Raw genomic sequence first — 24189 nt, forward strand, 5'->3', positions numbered from 1 at the left:
ATGATATGGGGGTATAGCCCACCGCGGACGCATGATAAGAAATCAGTTAAAGGCTGAGTCTTATTGTGTGTCCTTTTCTTTTACCTTTTTCTGGTTTCGCCCGGAAAGAGGGAGAAGATGAATACAACACTTAAAGAGGAAACACTTGGACAGAGACTTAAAGCAGCAAGGATCAGGAAGAACATGACACAGGAAGAGCTTGCTGAAGCAATGCTCACAACAAAGAGCATGATCTCTTATTATGAGAATGACCACGGCGATATGAAGCAGAGCATGATTGCAGAGTTTGCAGATATCCTGGGAACTACTGTTGAATATCTTATCTGCGGAGTTATCAAGGAGCCTGAGCTGGATGCGGATTCTGTTGAGATTCTTAAGTTGTTTGGAGCTATGGACGAGAAGACCAGGCAGATCATGTTGGTACAGATGAGGGCTGTAGCTTATATTTGAAAATTTGCACCTAAGTATTATTTTTGACAATTCCCACACATTTTTTTATAAAAACAGCTTAAAATTCTTCACCTAATGCAGATTTCTGGTTTAGGTGAAGAATTTTTGCTTTTCAGCCCTTTCTTATGTTCGAAATTTTCGAACCTAAAGTTCTATTTCTAAGAGAACGTATTATTCCGTCACGTTCCGTAGAATTACATATGTAAGCAAGAGGTACAGCTTAGCCGGCTAACCTGACCTCCGGGTTTCAAACAGGAGGTGCGACATGAGTAAGAAAGATAAAGAAATATTTGACTCCTATGCAAGTGGTAATCCAAATCAGCGCTTTGATCTGATCTACAAGAATTACCATACTTTTCCCAAACTGATCGACAGCTTTGAGACTGGGGTGTTCAACATGATCCTCAATGAGAGGGAATATAACCGAAGGGCAAAGAACAAGGCGGATCTGGGAGTAAGGGTACAGACCAGCAACAAAAGTGATCCTACTGCAAAGCTTGCTGTAGAAAGAGTCATGATTCGTGAAGCGATTGAGAAATGTGATCTTGACGGAGGAATCCTTAAGGATACGGATAACCCGGAAATGCACAGGAAGAATATCTGGACAATAGCAATGATGCGCAGGGAATACGAAGTATTTGATTCCTTCCTTAATACACTCGATGGAAGGGAATACACCATAATGACCAGACATCTTAATGAGAAGTGTACTGCAGCAAAGATTGCAGAGGAGCTGAAGATTGCAGATAAAACCGTCAGTAATCAGCTGTCAGAAATCAAGTGTTCACTTAGGGAAAACATCACACCATATTTCAGGGAAGCGATATAAGGAGGCTTAGGCAATGGCATACAAGAGAAAAGAACTGGAGAACATGGACAACCTGTTCACCAATGGAAAAAAGAAATTTGTTAAGTACGAAGAGGGAGCTGCGATGTTTTCCATGGGGATCCACTCATTTATGGATCTGGCAAAAGAAGCAAAGGCTGTTTACCGCATCAGACGGATAGTGTTGGTGAACACTGAGATCATAGAGGAGTACCTGGAGAACTTCAGAGACCTGTAGACGGATTGATTATTTAAGAAACAGACTTTAGTTTTGGATAAATAAGCATTGATTAAATGTGGGACATTTAATATAATTTAAGCAGAGATACGAAAGGAGCGATATGATGGCAGGACATGGAAGACCACCGGTAGAGGAACCGAAGAATGTGAAGATCGGTCTTCGCGTTAGTGAAGAAGAGAGAAATCGCCTGCTTGCGTATTGCGAGAAGATGAATCTCACTCAATCCCAGGTTTTGAAGGAAGCGTTGGATCTTCTTTACAAGACCAAGCCATGACTAAAGCTGTTTCTTCTTTTTATAAGGAGGAACAAGATGGCACAAAGCAGAAAGGACTCCCGCGGATATGCGCTCAGAAGCGGAGAGTGTCAGAGATCGGATGGTCGTTATTCGTTTTCGTATACGGATAAGGACAGGAAGAGACAGGTAGTATATGCAACGGACCTGATCTCACTCCGAAAGAAGGAGCAGCAGATCAGACGTGACCTTGAGGATGGACTGGATCCGAGGAGGGCAGAGCGCATTACAGTCAACAAGGTATATGACGAGTACATGAAGCAGAAGTTCGACCTGAAGCCCACGACAAGATGCAATTACCTTTATACCTATGATCATTTCATAAGGGATAGCTTTGGCAGACGAAGACTGGTTGATATCAAGTACACGGATGTGAAGAAGTTCTATTACAGCCTTCTCACTGAGAAAGGATACTCTGCAGCTACTGTGGACAACGTACACACCCAGCTTCATCCGGCATTCCAGATGGCAGTGAGGGACGGGCTGATAAGAGTCAATCCTGCAGCCGGTGTTCTCGGGGAGATCAAGAAGAGTCATGTATGGGTAACTGAAAAGAGAATGGCTCTCACGGTTCCCGAGCAGAAAGCTTTCATGAATTATCTGTTCAATGAGCATCGCTATCAGGGATGGAAGTCTGTAATAACAGTACTCATAGGTACAGGGCTCCGTATAGGAGAGTGTCTTGGACTTCGCTGGGAAGATCTTGATTTTGAGAATCGCACCATAAGCGTGAACCACAGCCTGGTCCATCGTCAGTTTGAGGAGGGCGGTGAATCACTTCATATCAGCACTCCCAAGACCAAGGCAGGAACAAGAACCGTACCGATGATAGAGCAGGTCTACGAGGCATTCCTTGAAGAGTACCAGCTCCAGCAGATCACAGGATTCTGCACACAGGAGATTGAAGGGTATTCAGGATTTGTTTTTGCAAGCTCCAATGGCTCGATCACATTACCTCAGGAAGTGAACAGAGCAATCCATTCACTCATCGCAGATTACAATGCTGAAGAATCTGCAAATGCCAAGAAAGAAGGAAGACTTCCATTGATACTTCCAAAGATCTCGGCACATCATTTAAGGCATACCTTCTGTACCAGACTTTGTGAGAATGAGACAAACATCAAAGTCATTCAGTCGATCATGGGACACAAGGATATCCAGACCACTCTGGACATCTACGCAGATTGTACTGAGGAGAAAAAGAAGGAAGTCATCCACAACATGGAAGGTAAAATTTTCATCATGTAAGTGGCCTGTTACGGCAACAGATTTTGCATCAGTTTCAAAATCCGTCCTAATCCATTTCAGGACAGAAAAATTCGATTTGACACACGGTTTACCACTCGTTCAGGTATCACGATGGACAAGGATGGAAAAATAAAAAGTGCCTTATTCGGACTTCTATGGACAGCATGGGACAAGGATGGACAAGGACGGATAAAATTGCTCAGTCCGTCCCTACACTTAAGTCCATGAAGTGATAAGCCCAGTATTCATGAGGGTTTTTGAGATAAGGAATGGCATTTTGACAAACTCCTGACAAACGGGAGATGAATTTAGAGGTTTGTAGATGCGCTCAGAGGCGCACCGTTAAAAACAGAAAACTTTTTTTCGATAACTTTACAAAAGGTTATAAGAGCTACTTTTTAGAAAACAAAATTCTAAGAAGTAGCTCTTTTTGTTGGCTGATTCATGGATGGTTCTTCAGCACATAAAAAATAAGGAGGACATCATACATGAAAAGAAAAAAAGAAGACAGACCGTATTTTGATGATAACCGTGATTACGTTGGCGAACTTGAAAATGAGAATGAGAAAAACAGTCCATTTAACCGGGAAGTTATAGTCCAGGAAAAAGTAGTGATGCGTACCTTGAGGAAAAAGTGGCTCAGATATAGGGATGCAGAAATTGTTTACAGCCTTGAGCATAAGAAAATTCTTGAGATGGCAGACCAGGCAGGAGCGATTTACAGAAGAGAAGGAACCGTTCTGATCAACAGAGACATCTTTGATGAGTATCTTGAGAGATTCCACCAGCCTGCGGGAATGTATCAAACAAATGGTAATCGGGAGAAAAAAGTTTTGGAAGAGAGGGAGGGCTGAATATGTTCGGAACAATATGGATGTTCTCGGATCAGATTGATGATGAAGATATTCTGTTTGCCCAGAGAAGTTTTATCACCTACAACATGGCCATTGATTACTACAAGATGAGCTACAGGGCAGTTACTCGTGTGGCAGACAGGTCCGGTGCCTTTTACAAACTTCATAAAAAGGTTCTCATAAACAGGGCAATCTTTGAGGACTACTTAAGAAAAAATGGAAAAGATGGGAGGAAAAAAGTATGTGCAAAGTAATCGCAATCGCAAATCAGAAAGGTGGCGTAGCTAAAACCACAACTGCTATGAATCTTGGAATAGGACTTGCAAACAAGGGGCATAAGGTACTTTTAATTGATAACGATCCACAAGGGAGCCTTTCTATCTGCATGGGATATAAGGATCCGGACAGCCTTGAACTCACTATCGTTGATGTTATCGAGAAGATTGTTAATGAGGAAGATATTCCGGAAGGTTTCGCTATCATGCACCACAGTGAGAACGTAGATCTTCTTCCTTCAAATATCGGATTATCCGCTGCAGAGGTATCACTTGTAAACGTAATGAGCAGAGAGCTGGTACTTAGGGATTATGTGGAACAGATAAAGGACCAGTATTCATACATCATCATTGATTGCATGCCATCTCTGGGTGTTATGACCGTAAATGCTCTTGCTTGCGCTGACACTTGCCTCATACCCTGTGCCGCAGCGTTTCTTCCTGTAAAGGGTCTTCAGGCACTGCTTAAGACCATCTATACAGTAAAGCGCAGACTTAATTCAAAGCTTGAGATTGAAGGAATTCTATTAACTATGGTTGATAAGAGAACCAACTATGCTAAGGAAATTATTGCAGAGGTTAATGAAGTATATGGAAAAAGCCTCCGAGTCCTTCCTACGGAGATTCCGCTATCAATCAGAGCAAGTGAAACATCTGCTATGAGTAAAAGCATATATGAATATGATCCAAAAGGCAAGGTGGCAAGTGCCTATAGTGAACTTACAGAGTTTGTCGCAGATAATTCATGAAGGGGGTAATCAGATATGGCTGCTAAAAGAGAAAAGATACATTTTGAATCAGTAGATGAGCTTCTTGGAGCTCCTTCAATTAAAGATGGTACAGAAGAAATAAGGATTGAAAAGATACATCCATTTAAAGATCACCCTTTTAAGGTGGTTGATGATGATAAGATGGCGGAACTTGTAGAGAGTATCAAGGCTAATGGTATTTTGTCTCCGGTTCTTGTAAGACCGGACAACCAGGGCGGTTATGAAATGGTTTCAGGTCACAGAAGGATGCATGCTGCTAAATTAGTGGGGCTTGAGGTTGTGCCGGCAATTGTAAAGGAAATGACAGATGATGAATCGGTAATAGTTATGGTTGATTCCAATGTACAAAGAGAAGAGATTTTGCCTAGTGAGAGAGCATACTCACTGAAAATGAAGATGGATGTTGTTAAGCGACAGGGAAGAAGAACTGACCTCGAAGATACTTCTGGTACTGAGTGCCGAAAGTTGACTGGCGATGCCGTCGGTGAAGAATTTGGTCTTAGAGATAGGCAGGTCAGAAAATATGTAAAGCTCACAGATCTGATTCCTGAACTGATGCAGATGGTTGATGAAAAAGTAATTTCAATAGGAATGGGATATGATATTTCTTTCTTTGATAAGGAAGTCCAGAAGTGGATCTATGAATACCGAAAAGAAAATGGCATTCTCAGACCAGAACAGATAGAAGCGCTTAAGGCGCAGAAGAATCTTGAAAATATGCAACAGTACCCAGTTATACAGGTTTTGAACAGTGCGTTGCCTGAGCCTAAAACAAACGGAAAGGTCTCATTGTCAGAAAGAAAATTAAATAAGTATTTCCCTTCCCATATGTCTTCAAGGGAGCGTGAAAAGGTTATCCTTGAGCTTCTTGCAAAATGGAAGGAAGAACAGGAGGAAATGGCAGATGAAACTTGATTATCATTATGGACGACAGGCATTTCAGTATGCCATGGTAGAAATTCCACTGCTTATGTTTATTGACGATGCGTTTGAACCACTGTCTATAGAAGCAAAGGTTGTATATGGAATCCTACTACAAAGGATAAGGCTGGCAAATAGAAACGGCTGGCGGGATGAAGAAGGTAGGCTTTACGTGGTATATCCACTTGAACAGATGCATAAAGATATTGGACTTTCAACAAGAACAATCAGCACAGCACTGAAGCAATTGGAAGATATCGGAATTATTGATATCTGTATAAGAGGTCAGGGAAAACCTAATCTGTACTACGTGAAGAACTTTATTTACAAGGATGATGAAAGCTGTTCCAGAGGTGCAAAAATTGCATCTCTGGAATAGGGAAGGGGGAGAATAAATAAAATGAAATTTGAGTATTTTAATGGGAGGGAACCGATATCAAACAGCTATATGGCAATTCCCAAATGTTTTCACAGTGATCCTGTGCTGAACAAGGTATCGGTCAATGCAAGATATCTGTATGCGTTACTATTGGACAGAATGAAGCTTTCTGCAATCAATAACATGGTGGATAAGGAAGGAAAAACCTATGTTTTCTACGATTGGGAAGATGTTCATGAGGCAACGGGATTAAGTAAGAATACAGTATATAAGCTTTTTGACGAACTGGATTCTGAAAAAGGGATTGGTTTGATAGAGCGTGTGAAGATGGGACAGGGAAAGCCATCACGTATTTATGTCATGAGAATAGTTGAAGCAGAACATAACGTGGATGCAAATGAGTCTGAAAACCAAAAATTGGAAAAAGCCCATAAGTTCACAATTTGTGATTCAAGCCAAAAAGAGGATGTTTCTGAATACCAGGAATTGAACCGCCGAGGTCAGAACCGGGACTTGGAAGTCACTGGTCTTGGTTCTCCAGAGTACCAGGAATTGGGACGTAATAAAAATAATATTAATAAAAATAATATTAATAAAAATAATTATAATAATAATCTTATCCGTATCTATCCCAGTAACAGTATGGCTTCGCAGATGGATGGGATGGAATCAGAGGATGAAGAAAAGGCAACAAGAGCTTATGTCAGAGAGGATATTGGGACTGATGTACTGTGTGAGAGATTCCCTGACGATGAAGGGATAATAAGGGGCATAGAGGACCTTTTGGTTGACGTTCTCACTTCAAACCGCCCAAAGATATGGGTTGGAAGTGAAGAAAGGGAAACCAACTCGGTAAAGGGGAGATTCATGAAGCTTGACAACATGCTCATCGAGGATGTTGTAGCAAGCTGGAAAAACCTTACTGAGGTGCCAAAGAATCCGAGAGCATATTTGCTGACGATGCTGTATAACGTGTCTACAACACACGTTGCACAGATAACTGCTGAAGTCAATCATGGTATGAGATATGGCTTCGGCGTAACTGAAAATCAAGAATTGATGGAGGGTTGATTATGCTTATCTTAAAGCTTTTACTGAAAATTGCATTGTTTCCGGTATTTTTGATCATGTGCTTTATCAAGAGTTGGGTAGGTGTTCTGTCCAAGATCGGCTGTTTGATTCTTGGTCTGTTTTACTTGCTGATGCTGGGAATAATCGTGATGTACATTAGTATGAAAATGTGGGATGCAGTGTTTATGGGAGTTGCATTCTCTTTTGCGGCATTCCTTGTGACTTTTGGCGCGGTTGCAGTGGGTGTTGCGATTGAGGATATTACAGACAAACTCAGCAATATACTAGCGTCTTGAAGAAGAGGGGGAGATAGCGATGAATTTATGGGATGTTAAGGGAGTACCGCACAGTGGCTGGAAGTGTGAAGGAGTAATTGATGTTGGGGATGGAGCTTCGTCCAGCGATGAAATTGATTATGAGCAGTGTGAAATGTGCGGAAATGAGAAAATCCGGTATGTTCACATCATGAGGCATGAAAGTTATTTCAGAGAACTTAGGGTGGGCTGTGTATGTGCGGAGAAGATGTCTGGAGATTATGAGAGCCCAAGGAAAAATGAAAATGCCCTTAAGAACAAGCTTCTTCGCAAGAAGAATTTTCTGAAAAAGCCCTGGAAATATAATCCGGCAAAGGGCACATACAGCAAAAAATACAAGGGGACATACATTACTCTTGTGAGAGGGAGATATGACAGCTGGGGGATATATTGTGACAATTATAGATTATGGCAGGTCAGAGGACAGAAGATAAAGGACTTCAAGGCTGCAGAGGCGCTGGCATTTGAACTGTATGAGCTCGTCCATAAGAGGCAGGTGCCAATGGCAGCATAAAATTTACAGGATATTTATAAAATTTGCACCAAACGCAAATCGAAAATGATAGCATATATTTAATGAATTGTTGAGTTAAATCTAACACACCAATCATGCTTAAAATGTGGATTCTCGCTACAATAGATTGCGCTTTTAAGAGAAATATAGCATCTTTGTTATAGGAGGGCTAATCTGTGGACAAAGAGAAAACTGGAAAGCTCATTAAAGAGGCTCGGATCCGAAAGGGTTATACACAAACTGAATTAGGAGATTTGCTGGGAGTAACTAACAAGGCTGTGTCCCGGTGGGAGAAGGGAGTTTCACATAGTTAAAGATGCAGACTACAGCCCACACTTACAGCAATATGCTTGGGTATTCTCTTAATGGTGACAATCAACGTGATTTTTCAGCTGGCATTCTGAAAAATCTGTATCCTTACTAGAGGATGAAATGAATAATATGTTAAGGGGTATTAAGCTGGCACTAATCTGGTCATGGCGGATTATGAATGATTCTTATCCGAAAAGATACCGATGATGGTAATGGACAAGCTTTATGCTAATTGAACATTTAAACCGCTGACTGAGAGTGAGAAGATTACAGCAAACTTAATTTGTTCTGCGATGTGTTAAGGAATAATATATCGTTTATGTTAAGTTAATATTTTGTTAATACAATAAAACCCCCCTACGGGGTTACAGCTAGTGTTTTGAGATTATATAATCATAATGGGCTGATTATTTATGGTCAGAGGGAGATTATATAGTGAAAAAATACGTGATTCATCGATTGATTCAACTTATACCTGTGTTGTTTGGTATTACTCTGCTTTCCTTCGCTATGATGAGAATTGCAGGAAGCGATGCAATAACTGAATTGTATGGCGATAAAGGCGCGGTTGCGCAGGAGATCATCGATGCAAAGAGGGCTGAACTGGGACTGGACAGGCCCTTTATTGAGCAGTATTTCTCGTGGCTTACCGGAATGCTTAGGGGAGATATGGGTGTCAGTTACGTGTCCGGAAAGAACGTGTTTGACACTTTTGTAGCCAAGCTTCCGGCAACGCTTCTTTTAACGTTACTGTCAATTATTGCTACAATTCTTATTTCCATTCCGCTGGGAGTATTGGCAGCGGTCAATCATGACAGAATAGTTGATTATATTCTCAGATTCTTAAGTTTTATAGGTAATTCACTTCCCAATTTCTTTGTGGCGTTACTGCTTATGCAGCTGCTTTCGATTAAACTGGGATGGCTTCCTGTTATATCCAACGGCACTACCTTAAGAAGCGCCATCATGCCGACGCTGACACTGGCCATAGCTATGTCCGCCAAGTATATGAGGCAGGTAAGGGCAACGGTTCTTGAGGAACTGAACAAAGACTACGTTACGGGAGCCAAAGCCCGTGGTGTAAGAAATCATGTAATCCTTTGGAAGAGCGTCATTAAATCATCGATGCTTACAATCATTACGCTTCTGGCACTTTCTATAGGCAGTCTTCTTGGAGGTACTGCAATAATAGAGAGCATTTTCATGTGGGACGGAGTTGGAAAGCTGGCAGTTGACTCCATTACAATGCGTGATTACCCGCTGATTCAGGCTTATGTTGTCTGGATGGCAATTATTTATGTTTGCGTAAACCTTATTACGGATCTTCTCTATCATGCCCTTGATCCACGTATAAGACTGGGGGTGAGTGAAGATGCCTGAAGTAACAGTAAGAAAACAGAAAATCAGAAAAAACTCAGTGCGAACCCGCCTGATCATATTTGGCGTGCTGGCATTACTTCTATTGCTTGCTTCCATTTTCGCAGAGTATCTGACTCCTTATGATCCATACATTCAGGATCTTAACAATGCCAAGGCAGCACCCACTCCTGCGCATTTATTTGGAACTGACCGTTATGGAAGAGATATGCTTTCAAGAGTTATCGTCGGGAGCAGAGCCAGCATTTATTCAACACTTCTTTTGGTTGCCATCATAACAGCCATTGGAACCTGCGTTGGAGTTTTCTGTGGTTGGCATGGCAAATTTATTGATGTTGTGCTCATGCGTATTTCTGATATGTTCCTGGCATTTCCGGGACTGGTTTTTGCACTTGCTGTTGCAGGTGTACTTGGCGGTGGTCTGCAAAATGCCATTATTGCCCTTGCTGCGATATCGTGGCCTAAGTATGCCAGAATAGCCAGGAGCCAGACGCTGGCGCAAAAAGAAACGCCATACCTTAAGGCGGCCAAGCTGTCAGGAAGCAGTACCGTAAAGATAATCTTTAAACATATTTTGCCCAATATTATCGGTCCCATACTTGTAACCTCCATGCTTGATATAGGAACAATGATGATGGAGCTTGCAGGACTAAGCTTTTTGGGACTTGGAGCGAAGCCTCCTACAGCTGAATGGGGTAGTATGATGAGCGATACCAGAAGCCTTCTGACAACAGCCCCATGGGTTACTCTATCACCCGGATTTGCTATTTTTATCTCCGTTATGGTCTTCAATCTTCTTGGTGATACCATCAGAGATTATGCAGACCCCAGAAGCAGGGGAGGTAGATAAATGAGTGATCCGATCTTAAGATACGAACATGTGGATATTTCTTATAACGGCATGCAGGCTGTAAGTGATATCAGCTTTTCTGTGAATCAGGGAGAGATTCTTGGTATTGTAGGAGAAAGCGGCTCAGGCAAGTCTACACTGATCAAAGCGGCTATGGGACTATTGGGAGATGCAGGCCTTGTTACCCGTGGAGATATCTATTATAAGGATATAAATCTGGCAGATCTTTCTCAGGCTGAAATACGCAAGCTAAATGGTCAGGAACTGGGGATGATATTCCAAAACTCAGGAAGTGCTTTTTGCCCAATCAGAACAGTAGGAGCTCAGTTGTATGAGAGTATGACTGAACACAAGAGCATAACTAAGGAAGAATTCAGGAAAAGAGCTATCAATGTATTCAGCAAGATAGGATTTGAGGATGGAGACAGGATACTGGAAAGTTATCCTTTTGAATTGTCGGGTGGTATGCAGCAGCGTGTCGGGATCGCAGTTGCCCTGCTTTCAAATCCCGGTATTATTTTTGCTGACGAGCCAACCTCTGCTCTTGACGTGTCTGTTCAGAAGCAGGTTGTTGACGAAATGCTTATGGCTCGGAATAACTTTGGAACAACGATTGTGCTGGTGACACATAATATCGGTGTTATAGGAGCTATGGCCGACAAGGTTCTTGTTATGAAGGATGGAAAAATGGTGGAATACGGAGATACCTCACAGGTCATCACAGATCCAAAGGAAGAATATACAAGAAAATTGATGGATGCAGTACCCAGGTTGAGGAGAGCATAGATGGATCCTATTCTAAAGGTTGATAATCTCACCAAAGTTTTTTCCGGCAATGGGAAAGACGATTTTGTGGCAGTTGATCATGCCAGCTTTGAGCTCATGAGAGGCGAGTGCCTTGGAATAATCGGTGAGAGTGGTAGCGGAAAGACAACTATCGTAAATATGATATCAAGACTTCTCGATCCGACGGAGGGCACCATTATTCTTGATAACGAGGATATTACAAAGGCGTCAGGAAGAGAGCTGCGGAAGGTTTATAAAAAGATGCAGATGGTTTTTCAGACCCCGCAAGAGTCCTTCGACCCAAGATGCAGACTTGGTGATGGCATAGGTGAGAGCCTCAGAAATAACGACTTTTCCAAAAGGGATGCCAGAAAAAGAGTTATTGAACTACTTTCTGAGTGTGGCCTGTCCGAGGAGTTTGCGGACCGTTATCCACATCAGGTCAGCGGTGGACAGTGTCAGAGGGCTGCAATAGCAAGAGCTCTTGCAATAAAGCCGAGTCTGCTTATATGCGATGAAGCTACATCAGCTCTTGATGTAACTATACAAAAAGAAATACTTGAGCTTTTGAATAAGCTCAGAATGGAGCACGGGGAGGAGCTTTCTATTTTATTTATCTGTCATGATATTGCGCTGGTTCAGCAATTCTGCGACAGGGTACTTGTTTTTTACAAGGGAAGGTTAGTAGAGCAGGGAACGCCGGATGAGATAATCCGGAACCCGAAGGATGCGTATACAAGACGACTTATTGATAGCGTTTTGTAAATATTATGAAAAAGTGAAGAAAGGAAGAAAGGATGAAAAAAACTTTATCTGTGTTTTTGACACTGACACTGACTATGACAATGCTCATTGGCTGTGGCAAGAGCACCCCAACGGCTGTGGAGAGCACTACTTCCACTGACACAAATGCTCAGACAGAGGTGGCAGCAGATACCTCTGCAAACACTTCAGAGACGACATCTGATGTTGCCAAGACTATGGTCATAGGTGACACAACATTTAACGCTGAGAACTGGGAGGAGACGATAGATCCTCACAGGACCTACAATGGATGGCCATGCATTCGTTATGGTGTAGGCGAGACACTGGTACACTATACCGATACCATGGAGCTTGAGCCCTGGCTTGCTACTGCATGGGAAAACGATGGAAATCTCACCTGGACCATCACACTCAGGGATGGAGTAAAGTTTTCCAGTGGACGTGATATGGATGCAGAAGCTGTAAAGCAGTGCTTTGAACACCTTCTTGAGAACCACGATCGTGCACCCAGTGATACAAAGATCGCTGACATTAAGGCAGAGGGACAGATTCTTACAATCACAACATCAGAACCTAATCCTGCACTTATGAACTATCTTGGTGATCCTTACGGATGTATCATTGATGTTGATGCTTCTGATTTTGATGCCGGAGTGGCTGTTGGAACCGGCCCTTATGTTGCTGTGGATATGGTAACAGATGATCACCTCACACTTGAACCCAACCAGTATTATTGGAATGGAACGCCTAAGCTCAGTCAGCTTACCATCCGTACTCTTTCAGATGGTGACACACTTTCTGCAGCTCTTCAGGCAGGTGATATTGATGCTGCTTATGGTATGGCTTATGAGGCATATCCTAATTTCGAAAATGGTAATTATCAGTTCTCAAGTATCCAGACATCAAGAGCTTTCTTTGGCTCAATGAACATGACAAGTGACATTATAAAGGATGATGCGGTAAGAAAAGCAATCGCAATGGGCATCAACAAGCAGGGCTTTGTTGACAATCTGCTTGACGGACACGGTGTTGTAGGCCATGGTGCTTTCCCTGATGGTTTCTCAACCTTCGGTGGTGATAAGATCACAACAGAAGATTATGATCCAGAAGGAGCAAAAGCTGTGCTTGAGAAAGCCGGCTGGGTTGATTCTGACGGAGATGGCATTCGTGAAAAGAATGGTACAAAGCTTACTATTAGATGGCTCACATATCCTAGCCGCCAGGAGCTTCCGCTTCTTGCAGAGTCAGCACAGGCTTCTCTTAAGGATATTGGAATAGAGGTTGATATCAACTGTACAGCGAACAGGCGTGAATTCCTTGCAGATATGACAAGCTGGGATATCTACGCATCTGCACTTGTAACAGCACCTTCAGGAGATCCTCAGTACTTCTTTACAACAAGCTGCCTGCCGGAAATGAGCTATAATTTCGGTGCATATGAGAATAAAGAAGTAAGTGCTATGATCGAAGAGCTTTCAACAGAGTTTGATACTGCGAAGCGTGCTCAGCTTGCAATTGATCTTCAGCAGGCAATTCTTGACGAAAATGCTTATGTATTCTGCTCATTCCTTCAGATGAACATGATATCCAAGTCAAACGTTACAGGATGGACAGCACATGCATGTGACTACTATGAAGTAACAGCAGACCTTGATATTAACTAATGATGGTTTGAAAAACAGGGGATAGCATTTGCCATCCTCTGTTTTTTCTATTAAAATTTGCAATGTTTATGCGATTTGTGATAGACAGGAAACTGTATATATGAGTGAATTAGAAAAAATCTCTTTTGAAGAAGAATCAGAGGAGATCAAGGATAAAGTAATATCATATTGGACAAAAAGGTCTGAGAGCTTTTCGGAGCAGAGGCATGACGAGATCCACAGCTATAAGAGGCAGCTCTGGCAGGCGGAGTTTTTGAGATACTTTTCTAAAGAGGACAAGCTTTCTGTCTTGGATGTGGGTTGCGGAACAGGATATTTTGAAATGGTTCTGTCTGATTTTGCCTGCCAGGTGACAGGGATTGACCTTACTCCGGACATGATAGAACGGGGCAGGGATCTTTTGAAAAGGCATGACTCTAGCGCTAAACTCATGGTCATGGACGCGGAACACCCTGATTTTCCGGATGAGAGCTTTGACGTAGTAGTCAGCAGGAATCTCACCTGGACTCTGCCACATCCGATAGAAGCTTATAAGGAATGGCAGAGGGTTCTAAAGCCCGGGGGAATTTTGCTGATTTATGACGCGGAATATGCCAAGGGGTTCCATCATTACAATCAGGAGGATAACCTGGCCCACAAAAAGGTCAGCGAATCAATGGACAGAGAGTGCCATGAGATCTATCACATGCTCACTATCAGTTCACTGGACAGACCACAGTGGGATAAGGAAGTTCTTGCAGGGCTTGGTTTCGAGAATATAGAAACTGACCTTGGCGCAGGGGACAGGCTCTACGGCGAGAAGGATGAGTTCTATATGCCGGATCGGATGTTCCTTATAAAGGCACAGAAGTCTGGGGAGAATTGATATTGCCTGTGCTAAATGGCATGGATGAATATTAAAATCGGAAGAGGTATATAGATATGAGACGCGGAATAGATACAACAGATATGATGGTATACGGGCATGAGGCCTGGATCGTAACAGATAAATCAGTATATGAGCTGGGAGAAGAAGTCTGCGGAATAATGAGGTGGGGCCACAATATGAGACCTGACGGGTTCTTCCGCCTTGATGAGATAAGGGCCTTTGCCACAGATGAAAAGGGCAACAGGATTGCTATCACCCCTGTAAAGGGCCCGGTTGATGAGCAGGGAGATTACTATGAGCTTCGTTTTACTCCCACATCTACGGGGATTTATACTCTGATGTGCATCTACGACAACAACTATGTAAGGAATGAGAAGGACGAGTATTTTGAAGGCGACAGGCGAACATACCCTGACATCCTTGAAGCCAAGAACTATCCACAGATTTACGAGACCTGCATCACTGTAGGAGAGAAGAGCGGCACAATAGATTTCATCCACGAGTCCAGAGTGAGCTTCATTCCTGACCCCTGGGAGAGCGACACAGATGTGCTTCATCTCACACTGATCTTTGACAAGTTCCCTGTTAAGAGTGCTTCCTGCATCGTAGTCCACTACGATGGAAAAGAGTATTTTGAAAGATTTTTGAATACTGATGAGAATGGAAAGATCTTCTTTAACGTTGAGAAAAAGGGAATCTACATGGCAGTAACAAGAAAAGATCTTGATGAAGGTATCGAAGGTATTTACGAGGGCAAGGGAGTTGCCTCAACCTTCACTTATGTAAAAAGGTAAAAATCTAAAAGGATGCAGTCAGCCTGCATCCTTTTGTATTACACCGTATGTTACCATCGGACCATCCTTGATGATGCTTAAGGATGCTGTCTGATAGGTAAGAACACCGTCGTTTTCCGCGATGGCAGTGTGGATCGTCTTTCCAAAATAGTCCCGGATTTCTCCGAGCTTTTCTCCCTTTTTAAACTTATCGCCAACTTTTTTGTAAGGATACCAGCAGCCGGTACATGGGGCGATGTCGCTTAATTCCCGAAGCTCTGTCTTTGGGTATGTCTTATATTCTCCTTCAAGTAATCCTAAGCATCTCAGAATATTGTAAACATCCTCTTTGTCGGCCTGGACTTCTTCGGGAGGGCAAAGACTGAGCTGCCCACGCTCTATAAGCACGCTGGGGATTCCTGCCATGGAAGCCAGGTTGTAGGCACCACCGGTAGTACAGGTGGATCTTACATAGTAGGAAGTGTTGATACAGTCTATCATCTCTTTTGACACTTTATGTGCAGGAGCTTCTCCGACATAGTATGCGTAGGGGATGAGAGCCTCGTATCCGTCTCCGCTGTGGAGGTCAATGTAGGCATCCACATTCTTGATAAAAGTCTCAAACAGAAGATGAGCAAGGCGATCTGCTTCAGTACCTTCCTTGTCTCCCGGGAAAACCCTGTTCAGGTTCTTGCCATCTTCAAATACTAAAGACATGGTTCTGTTCTCGAACCCGGACCTGTTGGCCAGGGGGATTATGATCACATTGCCGGTAAGGTCAGCAGGAGCTATCTCATTGGAGAGCTCTATGGCTGCCTGTATCCCTACGTATTCAGCATTGTGTATCCCGGCGGTAATAAGGACCGTCTTACCCGGTTTTTCACCGCAGATTATGACGTGGGGGATATGTATCTCTGTCCCGACAACGTGAATGTGGTCCTTTATGGTTTTGCCCGGCTCAAGAGTATGGCCGGCGATGGTAATGTTATTCATGCTGATACCTCTTTTCATTGGCAAGGTTAGCATGACAAAGACCTCTTCACAAGCCCCTAGGGGGGATATTTGAGTGCGGAAACTATTTATGGCAGCCTGTTCATGTTGTTCTCAAAGAAATCCACACAGATATCAGCCATTTGTTTTTCATCCTCCTTCATCCCATCCCTGAACCAGCTGATTAGTATTTGGAAAAATGCAGCTTCGGAGGCGATTCTGATATAATTGATCTCCGTATCCGCTGTAGGATAAAGAAGCTTTGAAATTGATTTGCCGGAAAAAAGCTCACTCTGCAGGATTCCGGCCTGGTCAAACAGGGCGAGTATATCCTTATCCTCGCGGACAGTACGGAATACATCTTCAAACCACTGGTGTGGGTTCGCATGCAATTCCGGTTTTGAACTAATGTCTGCTATGCGCCTTATCATTTTATCGCCAAGCTCATGTAAAATATCTTGTTTATCAGTATAGTTGCGATAGAATGCCGTTCTGGATACTCCGGCACGGCGCACGATATCACTGACTGTAATCTTTTCGTACGGATGCTCACTCATGAGATGCATAAGTGAAAGCTGCAGACACTCTCTTGTCAGCTGATTGGACTCTTTGTTATTCATTCTCAGAACTTCTTTTTTCTGCATTTCTGTTAATAAATCTTTTGAATTTTTCACTTTTCCCCCTTTGACGTTACAAAAAAAACAAGTATGTAACATCATTTCACGTAAACGTATTATTGTAATGTCCGATGCTATGGGCATTGTAGCTTTTATACTGTGGTGTTACACTTGTAACAACAGAACAATTATAACATCACATGAGGAGGTATAACAAGTATGGAATTGGCAAAAAACATTTCTCACAAAGTACAAAGGCAGGCGTTCAGTATGCTTATAGACAAGTTTCTTGCAAACCTCGATAAATCAGAGAACAGAACAGCAACTTATCTAAAACTGGTAGATCAGGCAGAAAAATTCTGGGGAAAAGATGGAGCCAGGAAAGAAAGCCTTGATAAGGTAAGGAATGCATTTAAGAATCCTGATAACAGATGGGTGAAATTCCTGAACCAAGTAATAGATGAGACAGATCCTCATGTTGCAAAGATGATGATGCTCAATCTCGGCTATGAGGCATTTTTCAGAGGTACAAAAATGATCAGAGCGAATAGGGAAAAGTACGGATGTAATATCCCCTGGCTTATTCTCTTTGACCCTACAAGTGCTTGTAACATGCACTGTGCCGGATGTTGGTCAGGTACTTATGGCCCTAAGCACAATCTGTCTTTTGAAGATATGGACAAGATCGTTACTCAGGGAAAAGAGTTGGGAATATATCTTTACATGATGACAGGAGGAGAGCCTCTTGTAAGGAAGAAAGATATATTGAAACTGGCTGAAAAGCACAATGATGTTGAGTTTTCTATCTATACCAACTCAACACTTGTTGACGAGGATTTCTGTAAAGAAGTTGTAAGACTTGGAAATCTCACATTCCAGCTTTCTATTGAGGGAACTCCTGAGACTAATGACGCAAGGCGTGGTCTGGGACATTATGATGCTGTAATGAATGCCATGGATCTGTTCAAGAAGTATGGAATTGTCTATGGAACTTCTATCTGCTACACAAGACAGAATATTGAAGCAGTCACAGATCCTGAGTTTATAAAGTTTATATCCGAAAAAGGTGCAAGATTCGGATTCTTCTTCCACTATATGCCGGTTGGAAATAACGCTGTTCCTGAGCTTATGCCTACTGTAGAACAGAGAAGGAAAATGGTGGATCAGATACGATTCCTTAGAAGCGATAAGTGTGACATTGGCTTCTTCCCTATGGACTTCCAGAACGATGGGGAAGCTGTTGGCGGCTGCATAGCCGGAGGAAGAAACTACTTCCATATCAATTCAAATGGAGATGCTGAGCCTTGCGTATTTATCCACTTCTCCAATGCAAATATACATACTCATTCAATACTTGGGATACTTCAAAGCCCTCTTTTCATGGAGTATCACAAAGGTCAGCCGTTTAATAAGAACCATTTAAGACCTTGCCCTATGCTTGAAAACCCTAAGCTTTTAAGGGAGATGGTTGAAAGATCCGGTGCCCATGGCACAAACGAAGAATCAGAGGAAACCGTTGAACATCTTTGTGCTAAATGCGATAATTACGCTAAAGAGTGGGGGGCTGTTGCAGATGATATCTGGGCTGGTCAGAAACACTATAAGAAGGCGTATGAGAATTATGCTAAAAAGGACGAAAAGCCTCTAAATATCGTTGCGTTTAGGCACAGACCCAGACATCAATGGTCTATACATAAAAGAGCGTAAAAATATCATGTATTTGGTAAATAATAAAACCTTACACAAAAAGAGTAGCAAAACTTTATATGGAATAATGCGATACAGTATCGCAGGCATGAGCGGAACGGCTGTTGAATGGGGACTCTTTTTCTTATTGAATCAATTGCTGAAGATATATTATCCAATCGCCGCAATAATTGCACTCCTGTTTTCGACCCTTGTGAATTGGTGTGTTGGCAGGATGATACTCTTTAAGGCATCTGGAAACAATAAGCGTGAGATACTGCTTGTTTACCTTGCATGTTTCAGCGGGCTTTTTCTTAACCTTATCATTATGTGGCTGCTGATAAACAAATTTTCAATCGGAGAAATGCTAGCAAAGATGATGGCATCAGTCATAGTATTTGGGTGGAATTATCTGTTTCGTACAAGGATTATTTATAGACATCATCCTTGAGATGTGACCTAATAAGAGGCAGCCATTGCCCCCCACAAAAATATATACTTCTGGCAACACTCATAAGTTCTCAATGCACAAAGATGGAAAGAAGATAGATCTTTTTGGTTTTCATGTAAATCATGATAGACCTGTCCAGGAATCCTTGATATAATAGTTGTTGGGTTACGTTAGTTAATTAACAAACAATATAATAAAGGAGGTTTTTTCTTATGGCACGTTTCACACTACCGAGGGATATCTACCACGGAAAGGGCGCTCTTGAGGCGCTTAAGACACTTGAGGGAAAAAGGGCTATCGTATGCGTTGGCGGAAGCTCAATGAAAAAGGGCGGATTCCTTCAGAAGGTAGAAGATTACCTTAAGGAAGCTGGTATGGAAGTTGAGTTGTTTGAGGGTATCGAGCCAGACCCTTCAGTTGAGACAGTTATGAAGGGCGCCGAGGCTATGCAGAAGTTCCAGCCTGACTGGATTGTAGCAATCGGCGGCGGATCACCTATCGACGCAGCTAAGGCTATGTGGATCAAGTACGAGTATCCTGAGACAACCTTCGAAGACATGTGCAAGGTATTTGGCCTGCCTAAGCTTCGCACAAAGGCTCATTTCTGCGCTATTCCTTCAACATCAGGAACAGCTACAGAGGTTACAGCTTTCTCAATCATCACAGATTACAGCAAGGGAATCAAATATCCTATAGCTGATTTTGAGATCACACCTGATGTTGCTATCGTTGATCCTGAGCTTACACATACAATGCCTGTTAAGCTTGTTGCTCACACTGGTATGGATGCCATCACACATGCTATCGAGGCATATGTTTCAACAGCTAACTGCAATTACACCGATGGCCTTGCAATCCACGCTATCGAGATGATTCAGGCTAATCTTGTTAAGTCTTATAACGGTGATATGGATTCAAGAGATGCTATGCACGATGCGCAGTGTCTTGCAGGAATGGCTTTTTCAAATGCTCTTCTTGGAATCGTTCATTCAATGGCACACAAGACCGGTGCTGCATTTGCAGATAAGGGTGCACACATCATCCACGGCGCAGCTAATGCTATGTACCTTCCTAAGGTTATTGCATTTAATGCTAAGGATCCTACAGCCAAGAAGCGCTACGGCGTGATCGCTGATTACATGAATCTTGGTGGATCAAGTGACGACGAGAAGCCAGCAGTGGAAGGATGACTTTGCCATGGATGAAGAGGGCAAGTTCCCTAAGAGACTGAAAAAGGGTGTGCTTTCGGAGGATGGCATTTACAATATGCTTGAAAGAAACAAGGAGTTAATGAATATACTGGATGGATTTGATATGCCATAGGCTATTACGCAAAAGAGGGCTTTGAAGTAGTGTCAGAGCCATTTATGGAGGATAGGATTCCGCATGTTAAGATGGAGAGAGAATTGTGATAAGAAGATTTAAAGAGCCAGCTGGACGATACCTGACAAAGATAATTGGGCAGGACAGATTTGCTTTTGCAATGACAGATACTTCGGATTTATATGATTTGATAGAATGGGCAAAAAGGGGAGGATATCAAGGCTCTAACATACAGTTTTACGACTTTACAAATGGTAATGTATATAGACCATTTGAGAAGAAACGAGATGTCATCTACGCAGATCCGGCATATTTTGATGGCTTTTATTATATATTACAGGGTGATTATGCAGACAAAAAAGTAAGACTTTATAAATACATGCCAGAAGAAGTTCTAGAATTGATTACTGAGTTGAACCTGGATGAAGTAGATCTTTTTAATATGAGGCTTGCAGGAGACAAAATTCATATTATAAGTCAAGGACGGGGAATGTTTAACTGTTACTATCCAGAAAAGTTTAGTTTTTCTATTGAACCTAACGAAACTGTAACACTTGTAGAAGAAGGTAAGGTTTATATTGATGCTTGGATAGAAGAGGGCTGGGATGATGAAAATGATTGTGCAACTGATGATTATAAGTATTATGGAAAAGTAATTGTCAAAGATTTTCAGGGAAATGTCATTTCAGAAGAAATAGGGTCGTTATATCAAGGGCAGGATGGAACCTGGTGGATAGCATAAAAAATGCCCGCTCATCCAGCGGGCTGATGTACAAAGCGATTATTCAGTTTTAGTTGCTTCAGCTTCTTCCGTCGCCACTGGAAATACTTCCTGTACCAGCAGATTGAAGTAGGCTGAGATCCTATAAGCATAGTCCAAGGAAACGTTCTGCTCGCCATTTTCTATCATGCTGATAGTACGCCTGCTGATTCCAAGTTCGTCTGCCAGTTTATTCTGGCTGAGCTTATTCTTTTTACGAAGGTCATAGAGTTTGTTGGAATAAGACAAATCTTTCAAAACATCATCTCCTCTCGGTAATAGTTAAAGCCTTTCTGACAAGTACCATGATACCAAAAGGAGTGTCCTATATTGCGGACACTAATCGATAGCAAGCTTGCCAAATATTTTGAATGTACTGTATTCGCCTATGGGAAGTGGCTTATACTTTGTGTTTAATGATTGAAGGAAGCTACCAGCTGCTTTCACAATATATTTTTTGAAATAAGTTTTTCCATCCAGGTAAAAGAGTCCGATATCTCCGGAATCAAGACATTCTGTCTGTTCAAACCAAACCAGTTGTCCGTCTTTGAAAGTGGGTTCCATACTATCCCCGTCAAGGTAAACACCAAAGCTGGCTTTTCTTGGAACATAATCATGGATTTCAACTTCTTCAAAGTTATCATCATCAATAAAGTTGCCGGTTCCGGCAGATGCTGTAAACAGTGAGACTTTCATAATGCGGGACTGAAAATCGATAATGTCAGTAGTCTGCTTCTGGTAATCTCCGGACTTTTTCAAAAGCTCAATGTAATCAAGAGCTTTCTTCACACCTTCATCGTTCAGATCCTTGAAGGGATCATTCGGATTTTTTCCGATAAACTCTGTATAAATGTCATTGATGCCAAGTATTTCGCATAGTGCAAGTAGGGTATCAGCAGACGGTATACTGTTTCTCTTTTCCCAGGCGCTGACAGCTGCATTTTTGATATGGATATCATACTTTTCTAATGCGGATGCAATGTCTATCTGGGACATCTTTCTGTTTTTTCTGTGTAATGCAATTACTTCACCGATATTCTTCATGGTCTGCCTCTTTTCTGTCATTGGTGGTATCAAATCTCTGTATAAGAATATACCATGTGAAGCTGCTTGTTTCAATGAAAATCAAATATAATTACAAAAGTGTGATATATAGTAGCCTTGAATTGTAATCAAAATAGAATTATATTTATCTATGTCGGGAGGCGAAACGCAGACAGCACGGCCTGGTGCATTCGGAACTTGTCTGCAGCATTTGGGGAATTTTGGAGGAAATGAACATATGGTAAAGGATGTTTATATGCGTAGGGGGACATGAAGCATCCACCTTCTGCGCATGGATTAGAGGACCTATTTAAGCTGCTCGGACCTCGGAGGATTATAGTCAGCTTAACGAGACAACTTAATAATCAGAAATTCTCAATAACTTGTAAAGGTGACTTTCCCTTTCCTTTTCAAGCTGTTATTCAAAACATTGAATTGGAGGTGACAGGTCTATATGCAGGAAGTTGAGTTTTATTGCAAGAAGTGTCGTAAGAGCATGAAGATGTCTTACACACTTACAGGAGATAAGGATGCTCCGGCCATGAATGGGATCAGCATCCGGTGCCATACACATAAGTGCACCAGAGTATTAACCCTCAAGAATTTTACAGAGGGAAAAATAATACAGAGAGCGGAAGCTTCAGGCAGATGCTATCTGTGAATTGACTTAGAATACAGGCGCGGACTTCCGTGCATAACATGACAATTAAATTAGGGCATCATGATATGGGGGCATGACCCACCGCGGACGCATGATAAGAAATCAGTTAAAGGCTGAGTCTTATTATGTGTCCTTTTCTTTTACCTTTTTCTGGTCTCAGCCCGGAAAGAGGGAGAAGATGAATACAACACTTAAAGAGGAAACACTTGGACAGAGACTTAAGGCAGCAAGGATCAGGAAGAACATGACACAGGAAGAGCTTGCTGAAGCAATGCTCACAACAAAGAGTATGATTTCTTATTATGAGAATGACCATGGCGATATGAAACAGAGCATGATTGCAGAGTTCGCTGATGTTCTTGGGACTACAGTTGAATACCTTATCTGTGGAGTTATCAAGGCCCCGGAGCTGGATGCGGATTCTGTTGAGCTTCTTAAGCTGTTTGGGGCTATGGATGAAAAGACCAAGCAGATTATGCTGGTTCAGATGAGGGCTGTTGCAAAGATCTGACCGATTATTTTATACTACAAATATAATGACAACTAATCTTACCGGTGTTATCATTCGATATATAAGAGAGATAAGCGGAGCAGATAAGAGCTCCCGGAAAGGAAAAGAAAGAGACATGACAACAGTGAATCGCAATTATTGCCTCTATAGCGAAAGTTATGAATCATCACTCCAGAGCAAATCAGAGTGGATGTTTAATTTCATGCGCTCATTTAAGGATAGGCAAATGCGAGAAAATGTTGTTTTGGCTAAGAACCGGATAGTATAGAGACCGGATCGGAAGCTTATAGATAAACATGTTTGCGTACCGCTTACCTTAGATGAAAAGGCAAGCGGTTTTTCTTTTGCCTCAAAATATGCAGAGTTGGCTCAATTGGTACAGCATCGGTCTTGAAAACCGACATTCCTCACGGATATCTGGGTTCGAATCCCAGGCTCTGCGCTATAGATTCGTGGTGTAATTGGCAGCACAGCAGTCTCCAAAACTGTTAGTCCGGGTTCAAGTCCTGGCGGGTCTGTTTTGCACGAGTGGCGAAGTTGGTAGACGCACCTGATTTAGGGCTCAAAGCGTCCGGGGGACGCTTGTTCTGAGCCGA

The 24189-nt window shown here is 42.3% G+C and carries 32 protein-coding genes, 2 tRNA genes and 1 pseudogene; 31 read left to right on the plus strand and 4 right to left on the minus strand.

Annotated elements, in window-relative coordinates:
• The first annotated feature begins 117 nt into the window (after positions 1 to 117).
• The 21 genes from G622_RS24175 to G622_RS0101345 all read left to right on the plus strand — a co-directional run bounded on the left by G622_RS24175 (position 118) and on the right by G622_RS0101345 (position 15571).
• Positions 118 to 450 (plus strand): helix-turn-helix domain-containing protein, encoded by a 333-nt coding sequence (locus G622_RS24175; protein WP_049945630.1) that lies wholly within the window; start codon positions 118 to 120, stop codon positions 448 to 450.
• Positions 451 to 715: 265 nt separating this feature from the next.
• Positions 716 to 1279 (plus strand): hypothetical protein, encoded by a 564-nt coding sequence (locus G622_RS0101250; protein WP_026509188.1) that lies wholly within the window; start codon positions 716 to 718, stop codon positions 1277 to 1279.
• 13 nt (positions 1280 to 1292) lie between these two features.
• Positions 1293 to 1514 (plus strand): DUF6462 family protein, encoded by a 222-nt coding sequence (locus G622_RS0101255; RefSeq protein ID WP_026509189.1) that lies wholly within the window; start codon positions 1293 to 1295, stop codon positions 1512 to 1514.
• A gap of 103 nt (positions 1515 to 1617) precedes the next feature.
• Positions 1618 to 1791, plus strand: a complete 174-nt coding sequence (locus G622_RS25610) for a CopG family transcriptional regulator (protein WP_155831391.1) — start codon at positions 1618 to 1620, stop codon at positions 1789 to 1791.
• 36 nt (positions 1792 to 1827) lie between these two features.
• Positions 1828 to 3057 carry a tyrosine-type recombinase/integrase gene (locus tag G622_RS0101265; protein WP_026509190.1) on the plus strand — a complete coding sequence of 410 codons (1230 nt, stop codon included), beginning with the start codon at positions 1828 to 1830 and terminating at the stop codon, positions 3055 to 3057.
• A 488-nt stretch (positions 3058 to 3545) separates the two neighbouring features.
• Positions 3546 to 3911, plus strand: coding sequence for a DUF6462 family protein (locus G622_RS21215; protein ID WP_022766300.1), 366 nt, complete (start codon positions 3546 to 3548; stop codon positions 3909 to 3911).
• Positions 3912 to 3913: 2 nt separating this feature from the next.
• Positions 3914 to 4165: a DUF6462 family protein gene (locus tag G622_RS0101275; RefSeq protein WP_022762244.1), complete on the plus strand. Its 252-nt coding sequence runs from the start codon at positions 3914 to 3916 to the stop codon at positions 4163 to 4165.
• The gene (locus tag G622_RS0101280; protein ID WP_022766301.1) at positions 4153 to 4935 is read left to right on the plus strand and encodes a ParA family protein; all 783 of its coding nucleotides are present in this window, start codon (positions 4153 to 4155) and stop codon (positions 4933 to 4935) included. Before G622_RS0101275 ends, G622_RS0101280 begins: the two co-directional genes overlap by 13 nt.
• A 15-nt stretch (positions 4936 to 4950) precedes the next feature.
• Positions 4951 to 5871 (plus strand): ParB/RepB/Spo0J family partition protein, encoded by a 921-nt coding sequence (locus G622_RS0101285; RefSeq protein WP_022766302.1) that lies wholly within the window; start codon positions 4951 to 4953, stop codon positions 5869 to 5871.
• A complete protein-coding gene (locus tag G622_RS21220) occupies positions 5861 to 6256 on the plus strand; it encodes a replication initiator protein A (RefSeq protein WP_022766303.1) in 396 nt (131 codons plus the stop codon). Before G622_RS0101285 ends, G622_RS21220 begins: the two co-directional genes overlap by 11 nt.
• Before the next feature lie 21 nt (positions 6257 to 6277).
• Positions 6278 to 7327, plus strand: a complete 1050-nt coding sequence (locus G622_RS0101295) for a replication initiator protein A (protein ID WP_022766304.1) — start codon at positions 6278 to 6280, stop codon at positions 7325 to 7327.
• 2 nt (positions 7328 to 7329) lie between these two features.
• Positions 7330 to 7623 (plus strand): hypothetical protein, encoded by a 294-nt coding sequence (locus G622_RS0101300; protein WP_022766305.1) that lies wholly within the window; start codon positions 7330 to 7332, stop codon positions 7621 to 7623.
• 19 nt (positions 7624 to 7642) lie between these two features.
• A complete protein-coding gene (locus G622_RS24180; protein WP_022766306.1) occupies positions 7643 to 8155 on the plus strand; it encodes a hypothetical protein in 513 nt (170 codons plus the stop codon).
• Between the two features lie 176 nt (positions 8156 to 8331).
• Positions 8332 to 8469 carry a helix-turn-helix transcriptional regulator gene (locus tag G622_RS0101310; RefSeq protein ID WP_022766307.1) on the plus strand — a complete coding sequence of 46 codons (138 nt, stop codon included), beginning with the start codon at positions 8332 to 8334 and terminating at the stop codon, positions 8467 to 8469.
• 433 nt (positions 8470 to 8902) lie between these two features.
• The gene (gene nikB, locus G622_RS0101315) at positions 8903 to 9847 is read left to right on the plus strand and encodes a nickel ABC transporter permease (protein ID WP_022766308.1); all 945 of its coding nucleotides are present in this window, start codon (positions 8903 to 8905) and stop codon (positions 9845 to 9847) included.
• Positions 9840 to 10694, plus strand: a complete 855-nt coding sequence (gene nikC, locus G622_RS0101320) for a nickel transporter permease (protein WP_022766309.1) — start codon at positions 9840 to 9842, stop codon at positions 10692 to 10694. The genes nikB and nikC overlap by 8 nt, the downstream gene beginning before the upstream one ends.
• On the plus strand, positions 10695 to 11480 hold the full coding sequence (locus tag G622_RS0101325; RefSeq protein WP_022766310.1) for an ABC transporter ATP-binding protein: 786 nt from the start codon (positions 10695 to 10697) through the stop codon (positions 11478 to 11480). It abuts the gene before it with no gap.
• Positions 11481 to 12245 carry an ABC transporter ATP-binding protein gene (locus tag G622_RS0101330; RefSeq protein ID WP_022766311.1) on the plus strand — a complete coding sequence of 255 codons (765 nt, stop codon included), beginning with the start codon at positions 11481 to 11483 and terminating at the stop codon, positions 12243 to 12245.
• Positions 12246 to 12277: 32 nt separating this feature from the next.
• Positions 12278 to 13909: an ABC transporter substrate-binding protein gene (locus G622_RS0101335; protein WP_022766312.1), complete on the plus strand. Its 1632-nt coding sequence runs from the start codon at positions 12278 to 12280 to the stop codon at positions 13907 to 13909.
• 28 nt (positions 13910 to 13937) lie between these two features.
• The gene (locus G622_RS0101340) at positions 13938 to 14774 is read left to right on the plus strand and encodes a class I SAM-dependent methyltransferase (RefSeq protein ID WP_255344700.1); all 837 of its coding nucleotides are present in this window, start codon (positions 13938 to 13940) and stop codon (positions 14772 to 14774) included.
• A 56-nt stretch (positions 14775 to 14830) separates the two neighbouring features.
• Positions 14831 to 15571: a DUF4198 domain-containing protein gene (locus tag G622_RS0101345; protein WP_022766314.1), complete on the plus strand. Its 741-nt coding sequence runs from the start codon at positions 14831 to 14833 to the stop codon at positions 15569 to 15571.
• 18 nt (positions 15572 to 15589) lie between these two features.
• Here the strand turns inward: G622_RS0101345 and G622_RS0101350 are convergent, their stop codons facing one another.
• A complete protein-coding gene (locus G622_RS0101350; protein ID WP_242832931.1) occupies positions 15590 to 16576 on the minus strand; it encodes a M14 family metallopeptidase in 987 nt (328 codons plus the stop codon).
• A 53-nt stretch (positions 16577 to 16629) separates the two neighbouring features.
• Entirely contained in the window at positions 16630 to 17214 is a 585-nt protein-coding gene (locus tag G622_RS0101355; protein WP_026509191.1) for a TetR/AcrR family transcriptional regulator, read from the minus strand.
• Positions 17215 to 17376: 162 nt separating this feature from the next.
• Between G622_RS0101355 and G622_RS21230 the strand changes: the two genes are divergently transcribed.
• From G622_RS21230 to G622_RS0101380, 6 genes and pseudogenes are all read left to right on the plus strand, one after another.
• Positions 17377 to 18864, plus strand: a complete 1488-nt coding sequence (locus G622_RS21230) for a radical SAM protein (protein ID WP_022766317.1) — start codon at positions 17377 to 17379, stop codon at positions 18862 to 18864.
• Between the two features lie 67 nt (positions 18865 to 18931).
• Complete coding sequence (locus tag G622_RS0101365) at positions 18932 to 19294, plus strand: GtrA family protein (RefSeq protein WP_196814164.1); 363 nt, start codon at positions 18932 to 18934, stop codon at positions 19292 to 19294.
• Between the two features lie 212 nt (positions 19295 to 19506).
• A pseudogene (locus tag G622_RS21235) lies at positions 19507 to 20466 on the plus strand (iron-containing alcohol dehydrogenase); the annotation flags it as partial.
• 25 nt (positions 20467 to 20491) lie between these two features.
• On the plus strand, positions 20492 to 20617 hold the full coding sequence (locus G622_RS25065; protein ID WP_081675119.1) for a DUF4298 domain-containing protein: 126 nt from the start codon (positions 20492 to 20494) through the stop codon (positions 20615 to 20617).
• A gap of 29 nt (positions 20618 to 20646) precedes the next feature.
• The gene (locus tag G622_RS27115) at positions 20647 to 20706 is read left to right on the plus strand and encodes a hypothetical protein (RefSeq protein ID WP_242832936.1); all 60 of its coding nucleotides are present in this window, start codon (positions 20647 to 20649) and stop codon (positions 20704 to 20706) included.
• Positions 20703 to 21359 carry a hypothetical protein gene (locus tag G622_RS0101380; RefSeq protein WP_026509193.1) on the plus strand — a complete coding sequence of 219 codons (657 nt, stop codon included), beginning with the start codon at positions 20703 to 20705 and terminating at the stop codon, positions 21357 to 21359. The genes G622_RS27115 and G622_RS0101380 overlap by 4 nt, the downstream gene beginning before the upstream one ends.
• A 39-nt stretch (positions 21360 to 21398) precedes the next feature.
• Here G622_RS0101380 and G622_RS0101385 read toward each other — a convergent pair whose 3' ends face one another.
• Both G622_RS0101385 and G622_RS0101390 read right to left on the minus strand, forming a co-directional pair.
• Positions 21399 to 21635 carry a helix-turn-helix transcriptional regulator gene (locus G622_RS0101385; RefSeq protein WP_026509194.1) on the minus strand — a complete coding sequence of 79 codons (237 nt, stop codon included), beginning with the start codon at positions 21633 to 21635 and terminating at the stop codon, positions 21399 to 21401.
• Between the two features lie 81 nt (positions 21636 to 21716).
• The gene (locus G622_RS0101390) at positions 21717 to 22421 is read right to left on the minus strand and encodes an XRE family transcriptional regulator (protein ID WP_026509195.1); all 705 of its coding nucleotides are present in this window, start codon (positions 22419 to 22421) and stop codon (positions 21717 to 21719) included.
• Positions 22422 to 22875: 454 nt separating this feature from the next.
• Here G622_RS0101390 and G622_RS0101400 point away from each other — a divergent pair, with 454 nt between their 5' ends.
• The 4 genes from G622_RS0101400 to G622_RS0101415 all read left to right on the plus strand — a co-directional run bounded on the left by G622_RS0101400 (position 22876) and on the right by G622_RS0101415 (position 24111).
• Positions 22876 to 23082 carry a hypothetical protein gene (locus G622_RS0101400; RefSeq protein ID WP_026509197.1) on the plus strand — a complete coding sequence of 69 codons (207 nt, stop codon included), beginning with the start codon at positions 22876 to 22878 and terminating at the stop codon, positions 23080 to 23082.
• Positions 23083 to 23260: 178 nt separating this feature from the next.
• On the plus strand, positions 23261 to 23593 hold the full coding sequence (locus G622_RS24185) for a helix-turn-helix domain-containing protein (RefSeq protein WP_050008350.1): 333 nt from the start codon (positions 23261 to 23263) through the stop codon (positions 23591 to 23593).
• A 358-nt stretch (positions 23594 to 23951) separates the two neighbouring features.
• A tRNA-Ser gene (locus G622_RS0101410) sits at positions 23952 to 24035 on the plus strand.
• 4 nt (positions 24036 to 24039) lie between these two features.
• A tRNA-Trp gene (locus G622_RS0101415) sits at positions 24040 to 24111 on the plus strand.
• Positions 24112 to 24189 lie beyond the last annotated feature (78 nt).

Origin of the sequence: Butyrivibrio sp. LC3010, assembly GCF_000424385.1 — a bacterium.
Taxonomy (GTDB): domain Bacteria; phylum Bacillota; class Clostridia; order Lachnospirales; family Lachnospiraceae; genus Butyrivibrio.

Bases quoted from the DNA above. Each gene is read 5' to 3' on its own strand.
- G622_RS0101390 (WP_026509195.1), bottom strand. From the start codon at position 22,421: ATGAAGAATATCGGTGAAGTAATTGCATTACACAGAAAAAACAGAAAG.
- G622_RS0101335 (WP_022766312.1), top strand. From the start codon at position 12,278: ATGAAAAAAACTTTATCTGTGTTTTTGACACTGACACTGACTATGACA.
- G622_RS0101250 (WP_026509188.1), top strand. From the start codon at position 716: ATGAGTAAGAAAGATAAAGAAATATTTGACTCCTATGCAAGTGGTAAT.
- G622_RS24175 (WP_049945630.1), top strand. From the start codon at position 118: ATGAATACAACACTTAAAGAGGAAACACTTGGACAGAGACTTAAAGCA.
- G622_RS24185 (WP_050008350.1), top strand. From the start codon at position 23,261: ATGAATACAACACTTAAAGAGGAAACACTTGGACAGAGACTTAAGGCA.
- G622_RS24180 (WP_022766306.1), top strand. From the start codon at position 7,643: ATGAATTTATGGGATGTTAAGGGAGTACCGCACAGTGGCTGGAAGTGT.
- G622_RS0101350 (WP_242832931.1), bottom strand. From the start codon at position 16,576: ATGCTAACCTTGCCAATGAAAAGAGGTATCAGCATGAATAACATTACC.
- G622_RS21220 (WP_022766303.1), top strand. From the start codon at position 5,861: ATGAAACTTGATTATCATTATGGACGACAGGCATTTCAGTATGCCATG.
- G622_RS0101365 (WP_196814164.1), top strand. From the start codon at position 18,932: ATGCGATACAGTATCGCAGGCATGAGCGGAACGGCTGTTGAATGGGGA.
- G622_RS0101330 (WP_022766311.1), top strand. From the start codon at position 11,481: ATGGATCCTATTCTAAAGGTTGATAATCTCACCAAAGTTTTTTCCGGC.
- G622_RS0101280 (WP_022766301.1), top strand. From the start codon at position 4,153: ATGTGCAAAGTAATCGCAATCGCAAATCAGAAAGGTGGCGTAGCTAAA.
- G622_RS0101400 (WP_026509197.1), top strand. From the start codon at position 22,876: ATGCAGGAAGTTGAGTTTTATTGCAAGAAGTGTCGTAAGAGCATGAAG.
- G622_RS0101295 (WP_022766304.1), top strand. From the start codon at position 6,278: ATGAAATTTGAGTATTTTAATGGGAGGGAACCGATATCAAACAGCTAT.
- nikC (WP_022766309.1), top strand. From the start codon at position 9,840: ATGCCTGAAGTAACAGTAAGAAAACAGAAAATCAGAAAAAACTCAGTG.
- G622_RS21230 (WP_022766317.1), top strand. From the start codon at position 17,377: ATGGAATTGGCAAAAAACATTTCTCACAAAGTACAAAGGCAGGCGTTC.
- G622_RS0101325 (WP_022766310.1), top strand. From the start codon at position 10,695: ATGAGTGATCCGATCTTAAGATACGAACATGTGGATATTTCTTATAAC.
- G622_RS0101300 (WP_022766305.1), top strand. From the start codon at position 7,330: ATGCTTATCTTAAAGCTTTTACTGAAAATTGCATTGTTTCCGGTATTT.
- G622_RS0101275 (WP_022762244.1), top strand. From the start codon at position 3,914: ATGTTCGGAACAATATGGATGTTCTCGGATCAGATTGATGATGAAGAT.
- G622_RS25065 (WP_081675119.1), top strand. From the start codon at position 20,492: ATGGATGAAGAGGGCAAGTTCCCTAAGAGACTGAAAAAGGGTGTGCTT.
- G622_RS25610 (WP_155831391.1), top strand. From the start codon at position 1,618: ATGATGGCAGGACATGGAAGACCACCGGTAGAGGAACCGAAGAATGTG.
- G622_RS21215 (WP_022766300.1), top strand. From the start codon at position 3,546: ATGAAAAGAAAAAAAGAAGACAGACCGTATTTTGATGATAACCGTGAT.
- G622_RS0101285 (WP_022766302.1), top strand. From the start codon at position 4,951: ATGGCTGCTAAAAGAGAAAAGATACATTTTGAATCAGTAGATGAGCTT.
- G622_RS0101265 (WP_026509190.1), top strand. From the start codon at position 1,828: ATGGCACAAAGCAGAAAGGACTCCCGCGGATATGCGCTCAGAAGCGGA.
- G622_RS0101345 (WP_022766314.1), top strand. From the start codon at position 14,831: ATGAGACGCGGAATAGATACAACAGATATGATGGTATACGGGCATGAG.
- G622_RS0101255 (WP_026509189.1), top strand. From the start codon at position 1,293: ATGGCATACAAGAGAAAAGAACTGGAGAACATGGACAACCTGTTCACC.